The 10,653-nt window shown below is 67.2% G+C and carries 12 protein-coding genes; 7 read left to right on the top strand and 5 right to left on the bottom strand.

Annotated features, from left to right (window positions below):
• Positions 1-46: 46 nt before the first annotated feature.
• Genes ACUCV0_RS11950 through ubiA form a run of 3 tightly spaced genes read left to right on the top strand, consistent with a single transcriptional unit; the run spans position 47 to position 2,180 of the window.
• A complete protein-coding gene (locus ACUCV0_RS11950; RefSeq protein ID WP_482212794.1) occupies positions 47-616 on the top strand; it encodes a DUF2780 domain-containing protein in 570 nt (189 codons plus the stop codon).
• A complete protein-coding gene (locus ACUCV0_RS11955) occupies positions 600-1,202 on the top strand; it encodes a chorismate--pyruvate lyase family protein (protein WP_482212795.1) in 603 nt (200 codons plus the stop codon). The genes ACUCV0_RS11950 and ACUCV0_RS11955 overlap by 17 nt, the downstream gene beginning before the upstream one ends.
• A gap of 30 nt (positions 1,203-1,232) precedes the next feature.
• Complete coding sequence (ubiA, locus tag ACUCV0_RS11960) at positions 1,233-2,180, top strand: 4-hydroxybenzoate octaprenyltransferase (protein ID WP_059313072.1); 948 nt, start codon at positions 1,233-1,235, stop codon at positions 2,178-2,180.
• Here ubiA and ACUCV0_RS11965 read toward each other — a convergent pair.
• A complete protein-coding gene (locus ACUCV0_RS11965) occupies positions 2,165-3,154 on the bottom strand; it encodes a DMT family transporter (protein ID WP_059313071.1) in 990 nt (329 codons plus the stop codon). The two genes, ubiA and ACUCV0_RS11965, sit on opposite strands and share 16 nt — an antisense overlap.
• 242 nt (positions 3,155-3,396) lie before the next feature.
• Positions 3,397-4,350 carry a LysR family transcriptional regulator gene (locus tag ACUCV0_RS11970; protein ID WP_059313070.1) on the bottom strand — a complete coding sequence of 318 codons (954 nt, stop codon included), beginning with the start codon at positions 4,348-4,350 and terminating at the stop codon, positions 3,397-3,399.
• A 243-nt stretch (positions 4,351-4,593) separates the two neighbouring features.
• Between ACUCV0_RS11970 and ACUCV0_RS11975 the strand changes: the two genes are divergently transcribed.
• Genes ACUCV0_RS11975 through ACUCV0_RS11990 form a run of 4 tightly spaced genes read left to right on the top strand, consistent with a single transcriptional unit; the run spans position 4,594 to position 9,349 of the window.
• Positions 4,594-6,096 carry an efflux transporter outer membrane subunit gene (locus ACUCV0_RS11975; RefSeq protein WP_482212796.1) on the top strand — a complete coding sequence of 501 codons (1,503 nt, stop codon included), beginning with the start codon at positions 4,594-4,596 and terminating at the stop codon, positions 6,094-6,096.
• Positions 6,093-8,249: an FUSC family protein gene (locus ACUCV0_RS11980; protein WP_059313069.1), complete on the top strand. Its 2,157-nt coding sequence runs from the start codon at positions 6,093-6,095 to the stop codon at positions 8,247-8,249. Before ACUCV0_RS11975 ends, ACUCV0_RS11980 begins: the two co-directional genes overlap by 4 nt.
• On the top strand, positions 8,239-8,439 hold the full coding sequence (locus ACUCV0_RS11985) for a DUF1656 domain-containing protein (protein ID WP_007160208.1): 201 nt from the start codon (positions 8,239-8,241) through the stop codon (positions 8,437-8,439). Before ACUCV0_RS11980 ends, ACUCV0_RS11985 begins: the two co-directional genes overlap by 11 nt.
• Before the next feature lie 10 nt (positions 8,440-8,449).
• Complete coding sequence (locus ACUCV0_RS11990) at positions 8,450-9,349, top strand: efflux RND transporter periplasmic adaptor subunit (protein WP_482212797.1); 900 nt, start codon at positions 8,450-8,452, stop codon at positions 9,347-9,349.
• 315 nt (positions 9,350-9,664) lie between these two features.
• Here ACUCV0_RS11990 and ACUCV0_RS11995 read toward each other — a convergent pair whose 3' ends face one another.
• Genes ACUCV0_RS11995 through ACUCV0_RS12005 form a run of 3 tightly spaced genes read right to left on the bottom strand, consistent with a single transcriptional unit; the run spans position 9,665 to position 10,345 of the window.
• A complete protein-coding gene (locus ACUCV0_RS11995; RefSeq protein ID WP_007160206.1) occupies positions 9,665-9,826 on the bottom strand; it encodes a DUF1328 domain-containing protein in 162 nt (53 codons plus the stop codon).
• A 29-nt stretch (positions 9,827-9,855) separates the two neighbouring features.
• Complete coding sequence (locus ACUCV0_RS12000) at positions 9,856-10,080, bottom strand: hypothetical protein (protein WP_174523120.1); 225 nt, start codon at positions 10,078-10,080, stop codon at positions 9,856-9,858.
• 10 nt (positions 10,081-10,090) lie between these two features.
• Positions 10,091-10,345 (bottom strand): hypothetical protein, encoded by a 255-nt coding sequence (locus ACUCV0_RS12005; RefSeq protein ID WP_007160204.1) that lies wholly within the window; start codon positions 10,343-10,345, stop codon positions 10,091-10,093.
• Positions 10,346-10,653: the final 308 nt, after the last annotated feature.

Consider the following 10,653-nt stretch of genomic DNA (forward strand, 5'->3'; position numbering starts at 1 on the left):
AGCGGGTTATCCTCTGACCTTTCACGCAAATCGCTGGAGTCTGCCCATGCGTCTGTCCGTTCTCGCCCTGCCGCTGGTGCTCGCCGCCAGCCCGGTGTTCGCCTTCAACCTCAACGACGCCGTCAACGCCTACAACGGCGCCAACGGCAATAGCAACGCCAAGGCCACCGCCGCGGCGGCCGCCACGCCCCAGGCGCAGGGCCTGCTGCAGGCGCTGACCAGCCAGCTCAACGTCACCCCGCAACAGGCGGTGGGCGGCACCGGTGCCCTGCTGGGCCTGGCCAAGAACCAGCTGGTCGGCACCGACTACCGCCAGTTGGCCAAGGCCGTGCCAGGGCTGGACCAGCTGGCCGGCGCCAATGCCACCGGTGGCCTGGCGCAACTCGGTGGCCTGGGCAGTCTGCTCGGCGGTGGTGGCAAGGACGCCAAGCAGAATCCGCTGGGCAGCCTGCTGGGCAATGTCGACAGTCGCCAGGACGTCGACAAGACCTTCAATGCCCTGGGCATGAACAGCGGCATGACCAGCCAGTTCGCCCAGGTGATCCTGGGTTATCTCGGCAAGCAAGGTACCCAGCCCTCCCTGCTGAGCACCCTGGGCAATGTCTGGGGGCTGTGATGGCTCCCCGCGCTGGCTGACCCAGGCGGCGGCCAGCCAGGCGCCGGATTACCGGGAGGCGCCTCTCGGCTGGCTCTACGCCGACCGCGGCTCCCTCACCGAGCGACTCACCGCCCTCGCGGGCGGACGCTTCGCCGTCGAGGTGATCACCCAGGGCTGGCAACCATTGCGTCCGGACGAGTGCCAGGCGCTGGACGTCCCGCCCAGCAGCCCTGGCTGGGTGCGTGAGGTCTGGCTGCGCGGCGATGGCGAAGCCTGGGTCTTTGCCCGCAGCGTGGCGGCGCGCAAGGCCCTGGAAGCCGCCGATTTCGACCTGGCGGCGCTCGGTGATCGACCGCTCGGCCACTGGCTGTTCCAGGCACCGGCCTTTGTCCGCGGCCCCCTGGAAGCCTGCCGTTATCCGCTGGCCTGGCTGCCCGACGGCGCGGCGTCCACGGCCTGCTGGGCGCGTCGTTCGGTGTTCAGCCGCGGGTTGCTGGCCATCCTGGTGGGCGAAGTCTTCCTGCCGGCCTTCTGGCCCCATGCCGAACACGAACAGGCGCTGATCCGTCAGGACGGCAGCGGCGACACGACAGGGCCCTTATAATCGCCGGGCCCTTTGCCAAGCAGCCGCCCGATGAAAAAGAACGCTTCCCGCCCCCTCGATCGCCGTCCTGCCGCGCCCCGCGGCCCCGAGCCCAGTGCCCGGGTCATCGCCACGCGCCCTCGTAGCGAGCGCATCCGCGACTTCGTCCAGCTCACCCGGCTGGACCGACCCATCGGCATCTATCTGTTGCTCTGGCCCACCCTCTGGGCGCTGTGGATCGCCGCCGAGGGCGTGCCGAGCCTGAAGAACCTGGTGATCTTCGTGCTCGGCGTGGTGCTGATGAGATCGGCCGGCTGCGTGATCAACGACTTCGCCGACCGCAACTTCGACGGCCACGTCGCCCGCACCAAGAATCGCCCCCTGGCCACCGGACGCATCTCGCCCAAGGAGGCCCTGCTGTTCTTTGCCGTGCTGGTGCTGATCAGCTTCGGCCTGGTGCTCTGCACCAACGCCACCACCGTCTGGCTATCTTTCGGCGCCCTCGGCGTGGCCGCGCTCTATCCCTTCATGAAGAGATACACCTACTACCCGCAGGCGGTGCTGGGTGCGGCCTTTTCCTGGGGCATGCTCATGGCCTTCACCGCCGAGACCGGCGAGCTGCCGGCCGCGGCCTGGCTGCTGTTCGTCGCCAACGTGATCTGGACGGTGGGCTACGACACCTACTACGCCATGGCCGACCGCGAGGACGATCTCAAGATCGGGGTGAAGTCCACCGCCATCCTGTTCGGCGACGCCGACCGGGTGATCATCGCCACCCTGCAGGGCCTGACCCTGCTCTGCCTGGCGTTGGCCGGTGGCCGCTTCGGCCTGGGCCTGCCCTTCTACCTGGGCCTGGTGGTGGCGGCCGGCTGCTTCGCCTGGGAATTCCACGTCACCCGCGACCGCGACCCCCTGGTGTGCTTCAAGGCCTTCCTGCACAACCACTGGGCCGGGCTGGCGATCCTCGTCGGGATCATCGCCGACTACGGGCTGCGCTGAGCCGGGGTGCCCGCGGCGGCATCGGCCACCACCTCTGGCAGCGCCTCGGGTTGCGCTGCCGGCACCGCCCGAGCCTTCTTGGCTTTGGACGCCTTGCGGCTCTGCTGCCAGGCCACCGCCAGGCCGCTGGCGCAGATGATCAGGATGCCGATCAGCGCGCCGCTGTCCGGCACATGGCCGAAGACGAGGTAGCCGATAATGCCGGCGGTGACGATCTGGCCATAGCTGAAGGGTGCCAGCAGCGCTGGCGGCGCATAGCGGAAGGCCTGGGTCAGCAGCAGATGGCCCGACATGCCGAAGAGGCCGAGCAAGGCCAGCATGAAGCCGTGGGTCAGGGTGGGGATCTCCCAGAAGAAGGGCACCACGCTGCTCAGCACCAGAGTGTTGATGATGCCGGTGAGGAAGTTGCTGGTGGTGGGGCTGTCGATGCCGCTGAGCAGCCGCGTCAGCAGCTGGTAGAGGCCGAAGCACACCGCCGAGCAGACCGGCAGCAGCACCGCCGGGGTGAACAGCTGGCCGCCCGGCCGCACGATGATCAGCACCCCGACGAAGCCCGCCAGCACCGCCGCCCACTGGCTGCGGGTGACACTCTCCTTGAGCAGCGGTACCGACAGCGCCGTCACCATCAGCGGGGCGAGAAAGTTGACCGCCGTGGCTTCGGCCATCGGCAGGTAGCGCAGCCCGGTGGTGAAGAACAGGCTGCAGCCGATCAGGCACAGGGCTCTGAGCACCTGCAATCCCGGGCGTTTGGTGCGAATCACCGCCAGGCCCGAGCGCGGGATGAAGATCCCCATCATCAGCAGGGTGTGGGACAGATAGCGGGCCCAGACCACCATGACCACCGGATAGAAGCCGGAGAGGTATTTGGAGAGGGCGTCGTGGGAGGCGAACAGCCAGACGGCAAGGCAGATCAGGGCGATGCCCTTGAGCGGCTGGTCGGCGAATCTCAAAGTGGGTCCTGCTGTGGCGCTCATTGGACTCCTGTGGCGCTGACGGCGGTCCCTGACCGCCTGCATGATCCGGCCGTCCTGCACGGCGGTCCGTCGGCGTCGCCACCGACTCGGGACATGGACCTCGGCGACACGCAAGCGTGCCGGGAGGAAGCCGTCCTGTCGCCCTCAGGACCGCGATACCGGGCGATATTTCAATAGCCTACTAACTATGACCGCGCATGGGGCGCGGTCTTCCCGAGCTTAGTCCAAGCACCCTGCCGATCTCAATGCGCTGGGCCGACGACTTTACTGGCGGCGCGTACGAAGGCTTCGTCCGCTTCCAGCGCCCCGGGGATCTCCTCGCGCAGATAGGCGACCCAGGTTCTGATCTTGGCGTCCAGGTACTGCCGCGAAGCATAGAGGGCATAGGCGTTGAGCCGCTGCAGGCGATAGGCCGGCAGCACCCGTACCAGGCTGCCGTCGCGCAGGCCGTCCACCGCCGAGTAGAGCGGCAGCACGCCGATGCCCAGGCCCTGGCGCAGAGCCTCGGTCATGGCGTCGCCGACATTGACCTGGAAGGGCGTCTCGCCGATGCGAAAGGTTTCCGGACCGTTGGGACCCTCGAAGTGCCAGCGGTCGAAGGAGACCACGGGACTGATGAATCTCAGGCAGGCGTGATCGGCCAGCTCCGCCGGGGTCTGCGGCTGGCCGTGCTCCTGCAGATAGGCAGGCGAGGCGCAGAGGATGCTGTAGGTCTGGCCGATCTGCTGGGAGACGAAACCGGAGTCGGGCAGCTCCACGGCTACCACGATGGCCAGGTCGAAGCCCTCCTCCAGCAGATCGGGGATACGGTTGGCCATGGTCAGGTCGAAGCGTACCTCGGGGTGCAGGGCGCGATAGCCGGCGATGGCGCGGATCACGTAGTGCTGACCGATGCCGGTCATGCTGTGCACCCGCAACCGCCCTTCCGGGCGTGCCTGGGCATGCCCGGCCTCGGCTTCGGCTTCCTCGACATAGGCGAGGATCTGCTCACAGCGCGCCAGGTAGCGCTGACCGGCCTCGGTCAGGGCGATGCGCCGGGTGGTGCGGTGCAGCAGCCGGGTGCGCAGATGGGTTTCGAGATGGGCCACCGCCCGGGAGACATGGGCGGTGGTGGTCTGCAACGTCTGGGCCGCACCGGTGAAGCTGCCGCTTTCCACCACGGCGACGAAAACGCGCATGTTGTGCAGGGTGTCCATGCCGCCTCGACAGTCTGGAAAAGCGCCATTCTCCATATTATTTCAGTATGTGAAACAAAGATTCGCCAGTTGGCGCGCTAATCGGCTCCCCTGGAATTTTATAGAATCGTTAGCAGCCTAATGGTAACGTCCATCGACCGTCCCGTTCGCTGGCGTCCTCTTCAGTTCCAGCTCATCTCGCCACCCTCGCTGCGCTTCTCGACGCCCCGCGCGGGTATGGCCCTGTTGCAAATGGATCCCCACGTGTCGCCTTCCTCTTGCAGAGTCTGGCCTGCGCTCACGGTGGTCGCCCTCGCGACCCTGCTGGCCGGCTGTATCGGTACCGGTCACAATGCCCCCCAGGCGCAGCGTCTCGACGACCAGGCACTGGCCACCGACGCCGCCATCCGCGCCGCCGCCGGGCAGGCCGCCTGGCCCGAGCGCCAGTGGTGGCGCGCCTATGGCGATCCCCAGCTGAATGCCTGGATCACCGGCGCCCTGGCGGACAACCCGCGCCTGGCCACGGCCGCCGCCCGGGTGCGCCGCGCCGAATCCCTGGCGGGCCTGGCCGAATCCCGCGAAGCACTGCAGGTGGAGGCCAAGGGTGCCTTCAAGCGCTACAGCTGGCCCACCGACGGCTTCTATGGCCCGGGCGAGCTGTCCGATCGCACCACCTGGAACAACAATACCGAGCTGCGCCTGAGCTATGCGCTGGACTTCTGGGGTCGCGAGCGCGACGCCAGCGCCCAGGCCCTGGACCAGGCCCACCAGGCCGCCGCCGAGGTGCGCGCCGCCGAGCTGGAGCTGACCGGCAACATCGTCCGCAGCTATATCGGCTTCGCTCTGCACCATGACCAGCGCGACATCCTCGCCGCCACCCTGGAGCAGCAGCGGCAGCTGGCCGACCTGGCCCAGCGGCAACTGGACGGCGGTCTCGGCACCCAGTTCGAGGTCAGCCAGGCGCGCGCCCTGCTGCCCGAGACCGAGCGCCAGCTGGAAGCCCTGGACGAGACCCTGGCACTGGATCGCAACCAACTGGCCGCCCTGGCCGGCAAGGGCCCGGGTGCTGGCGCCCGCCTGCAACGACCGCGGCTGACCCTGGGCGCGGCCCCGCGGCTGCCCAGCCGCCTGCCGCTGGAACTGGTCGGCAAGCGGCCCGATGTGGTGGCGCGTCGCTGGCAGATCGCGGCCGCGGCCAAGGGCGTCGACGTGGCCCGGGCCAGCTTCTATCCCAACATCGACCTGGTGGCCAACGTCGGCCAGTTCCTGACTCTGGGCCGCCTCAGCGAGATGCTGACTCACGCCAAGACCGGCTCCTTCATAGGCCCGGCGTTCTCTCTGCCGATCTACGACGGTGGCGCCCTGCGCAGTCGCCTCGGCGCGGAATCGGCGGCCTACGACCTGGCGGTCAGCGCCTACAACCAGACCCTGGTGGATGCGCTCAAGGACATCTCCGATGCCCTGATCAAGGCCGACTCGGCCGCCAAGCAGGCCACCCTCGCCGACCAGGCCAGCCAGGAGGCCCAGCGCACCTATGACATCGCCCGCGAGGCCTTCCGCCGCGGCCTGACCGACTACCTGCACGTGCTCGACGCCCAGACCCGGCTGTTCGCCCAGCAGCGCGTCACCGCCCAGGTACACGCCCTGCGCCTGGCCGCCCAGGCCGGCGCCCTGGTCGCCCTCGGCGGCGGCGCGGACCTCGAACGCGGGCCGGACGACCAGGATCTGGTGCCGGCCCGCGTGGCCGTCGAGCGGGCCGCGCGGTGAGTACCCACGCGGCCACCCACTCGCCATTGCGCCAGGCCCTGGGCGCCTGGGCGCGCAGCGATGGCAGCCTCTGGCTGTACCAGGCCAAGGTGCTGCTCGCCGCCAGCCTGACCCTGTGGCTGGCCATGCGCCTGCAACTGCCGCATCCGAGTTCGGCGGTGATCACCGTCTTCATCGTCATGCAGCCGCAGAGCGGTCAGGTTCTGGCCAAGAGCTTCTACCGGGTGATGGGCACCCTGCTGGGGCTGGCGGTGATGCTGGTCTTGATCGCCCTGTTCGCCCAGGAGCGGGTGCCCTTCCTGATCTTTCTGGCCTTGTGGATCGGGCTGTGCGTGGCCGGATCGGCGCGCTACCGCGACTTCCGCAGCTATGCCTGCATGCTGGCCGGCTATACCGCCGCGCTGATCGGCATTCCCGCCGCCCTGAACGCCGATACCGCCTTCATGTCGGCGGTGATGCGGGTACTGGCCATCACCCTGGGCGTGCTCTGCAGCGGCGCGGTGAGCGCCGCGGTCTTTCCGCAGACCAGCGCCACGGCCATGCGCGCGGCCCTCTATAGACGCATGGGCGGCTTTGCCGGCCTGGCGGCCGACGTGCTGCGTGGCCGCCTCGACCGCGCCACCCTGGAGGCCGCCGGCGTGCGTCTGGCCGCCGAGGCGGTAGGGCTGGAAAGCCTGCGCAGCGCCTCGGCCTTCGAAGATCCGCACATGCGCATGCGCAGCGGACGCCTGGCGCGGCTGAATGCCGAATTCATGGGCCTCACCACCCGCCTGCATGCGCTGAGCCGCTTGCTGATGCGGCTGCGCGAGCGTGAAGCCGCGGCGCCGTTGGTGGCGCTGGAACGCCTCTGGGCACCGCTGATCGACCTCTTCGAGGAGTGGCGGGGCCAGTCCCTCAGCGACAGCGCCGCGCCCGCCGCCGCCGCCCGGCTGGACGCCCTGCACCAGGCCCTGCGACCGCGCATTCGCGCCCTGCGCGCCGAGCTGCCGCCCCTGAGCGAGCTGGACCGGCGGGACTTCGAGACGGCCGTAGAGCTGCTCTTCCGCTTCACCGGCGAATGGCATGACTACCTGCAGACCCATGCTTCCCTGGCGGCGCCGCGGCACAGTCGCGAGCAGTGGAAGCCGCGCTTCGTGGCCAAGGCCAACGCCCTGGGCGCAGCGGTCACTGGCATCCGTAGCGCCTTCCTGGTGTTGGTGCTGGGCGCCTTCTGGATCGCCAGCGCCTATCCCAGTGGCGGCATGCTGGCGCTCAACGCCGCCGCCGTCTCGGCGCTGGCCTCGGCCTCGCCCGATCCCAAGCGCACGGCGCTGCAGATGGCCATTGGCGCCAGCGGTGGCGTCCTGCTGGGCTTCTTCCTGACCTTCTTCGTCTTTCCCTGGATCGCCGGTCTACCGCTGCTGCTGCTGACCCTGGCGCCAGTGTTCATGCTCGGCACTTGGATCTCCCTGCGGCCGGGCTGGATGGGCTATGGCCTGGGCTGCCTGGTGTTCTTCTGCTTTACCTCGCTGCCCGACAATCCGCCGGTCTACGATGCCTACGCCTTCATCAACAACGGCATCGCCGTGGTGCTGTCGATGGTGATCACCGCAGCGGTCTCGGCGGTGCTGCTGCCGCCCAACAGCCCCTGGCTATGGCGGCGCCTGGAGCGTGACCTGCGTCGGCAGCTGGTGCGCGCAGTGAGCGCCCCGCTGCCGCACCTGGCGCCGGCCTTCGAAGGCCAGACCCGCGACCTGCTTAACCAGGCCTATGGCGTCAGCGCCGGCCAGGGCGAGGCTCAGCGGCGCCTGATCGGCTGGGCCTTTTGCGTACTGGAAATCGGTCACGCGGTGATCGAGCTGCGCCAGCTGCAGCTACGCCTGCCTGGGGCACCCCGCTATGCCGAGCACAGCGCCTGGCGCCAGGCCATCCGCGTCCTCGGTCGCGCCCTGGTGCGCCTCTTCCTCAAGCCCGGAGCGGAAAACCTGCGTCGGGCCCTGGCTGCCGTGGACGCTGCCCTGGCCGCCGTCGCGGCCGTGGTCGAACCGCCGGAATTGCCCTATGACGAGTCGCCCCTGCGCCAGGTGCAGAGCGATCTGCACTTCATCCGCAGCGCCCTGCTCGATCCCCAGGGTCCGCTGGCCCGCTATCACGAGATCCTCCATGCCCCGTGAAATCGCCTTCCATGGCCTCTATCTGCCCACCGTGACGGTGCTGTTCCTGGTCGCCGCCCTGCTCGCCTGGGCGCTGGACCGAGTGCTGGCCGCGGTCGGCCTCTATCACGTCGTCTGGCATCCGGCGCTGCTGCGCCTGGCCCTGTTCATCTGCCTCTACTGCGCCCTGGCGCTGTGCGTCTATCGCTAGGACTCCTGCCATGATTCTCAAGAAACTCTTCGGCGTGCTCTTTACCCTGCTGGTGGTCTGCCTAGCGCTGATCCTCGGGCGGCTGCTCTGGGTGCACTACATGAACGATCCCTGGACCCGTGACGGCCGGGTGCGCGCCGAGGTCATCACCATCGCGCCCGACGTGGCGGGTCTGGTGACCGAGATCGCCGTGCGCGATAACCAGTGGGTCAACAAGGGCGACCTGCTGCTGCAGATCGATCCAGAGCACTACGAAATCGCCGTGCATCAGGCCGAGGCCTCGGTCGCTGCCCGCAAGGCGACTCTCGCCATGCGCCAGCAGAATGCCCGGCGCCGTGCCGACATCGACAGCCTGGTGGTCTCCCGCGAGAACCGCGAAGACGCCAGTGCCGCTGCCCTGGCCGCCGAAGCGGATCTGCGCCAGGCCCAGGCCCAGCTGGAATCGGCACGCCTCAACCTCAAGCGCACCCGCGTCCTGGCGCCGGTCGACGGCTATGTGACCAACCTGTCGGTGTTCAAGGGTGACTACGCCGCTGCTGGCGCGCCCAAGCTGGCCGTCATCGACGCCCACTCGTTCTGGGTCTATGGCTATTTCGAAGAGACCAAGCTGCCCTATGTACGGGTGGGCGCGGCCGCCGAGATGCGGCTGATGAGCGGCCAGACGCTGCATGGCCATGTGGAAAGCATCGCCCGTGGCATCTACGACCGTGACAATCCCCAGAGCCGCGAACTCACGGCCGACGTGAATCCCACCTTCAACTGGGTACGGTTGGCCCAACGGGTACCGGTACGCATCGCTCTGGACCCGTTACCGGAGGGCCTGCTGCTCGCGGCTGGAACCACCTGCACGGTGGTCCTGGAAGACGTTCGGGGCGAACGGTCCTGGTGGGATGCCTTCTGGCAGGGTTGAGCGCCATCGCAACTCGGATGACTGGCCCTAGAACGACAATACCCCTGACGTCGGCAGGTTTCGATAACAGACGAAACCGGTCGAATTCAGGGGTATGGTCGTAACCAGCCCAGTCCGCTACGAGTGCGAAAGTACTCCCTGTACTCTTGGAACCCTCCCCTACTGCAGAGCGTCCCGACCATGTGGCCCATGCGTCTCCGGTTGGGAGACGACTTCGAGGATGTCCATTGAATCGGCTTAAAGCTGCAATCCGATGACAGAGCCTCAGCCACCGGTCGTCACGACCGGCAGCTTGTCTCGCTCATGAGTCTGGCGTCAGGGACGACGACGGCCCATGAAGAACGACACCACGAACAGCACCAGGAACAGCACGAACAAGATCTTGGCGATACTGGTGGCGGTACCGGCGATGCCACCGAAACCCAGGACGCCTGCGATGATCGCGATGATCAGGAAAGTGATAGCCCAGCTCAGCATGGTGTTTCTCCTATGTATTGCAAGTGCACTCAGCGGACGACAGCACCTGTCCAGCGAGCATTGGTTTTATTAGCGAAATCCTGGGTATCCAGACTCGCCATCCGTGGTTCCACATCGGTCAGATCGAGATCCAAACCGTTGAGGTTGTGCGTCTGATTGAGCGCACGACCCATCATCAAAGCACTGAGCAACATACCGATGCTCACGACCGCCGCTGCAGCGAACAACAGAATCATCAGCAGCATCCACATCATGGCCATGACCTCAGAATACCCAGCGGGTCTGCTTCACCAGGCGGTCACCATTGGACTGTGCCGGGATGGCCTTGAGTTCCCCACGACCTTGACTGGCCAGCGGCTTGGCTGCGGGCACCATGGCCTGGGCAGCAATGCGGGTGGAGGCGATGAGTGCCTGTTCGCGGCTGACGTCCTGGCCCTGGGGGGCAGCGACGGCGGCGCTAGCGAAGCAAGCGAAGAGCGCAGTACCTACCAAGTGCTTGCGAAGGGTCTGGCTGATCATCGGGTCTCTCCTGCAGTCCGTTGGCCCTAAGGCCGGCTTGCCAAGAAGATTGCAGACTACGTGCCAGCTTTTTAAAAATCGTTTTTACCTTTAAAAACAATAACTTATGTTTTCAACCCATGCTCTTCGCACATGCACCTTGCAAGGTGCAACGCCTGACGCATTGCGTTTTGCATGATGGCCAGAGGGTAACGGGAGGGCGCCTGGCCTGTTCCCTGCCAGGCGCAACGGCAACGGTCATCGCAAAAGCACGTTGGGCTGTCATAAAAACAGCCTTTTTGTTGTTCTCGCCCCTTCGGGTTGCGATC

Source organism: Pseudomonas sp. VMV1 (assembly GCF_056790235.1).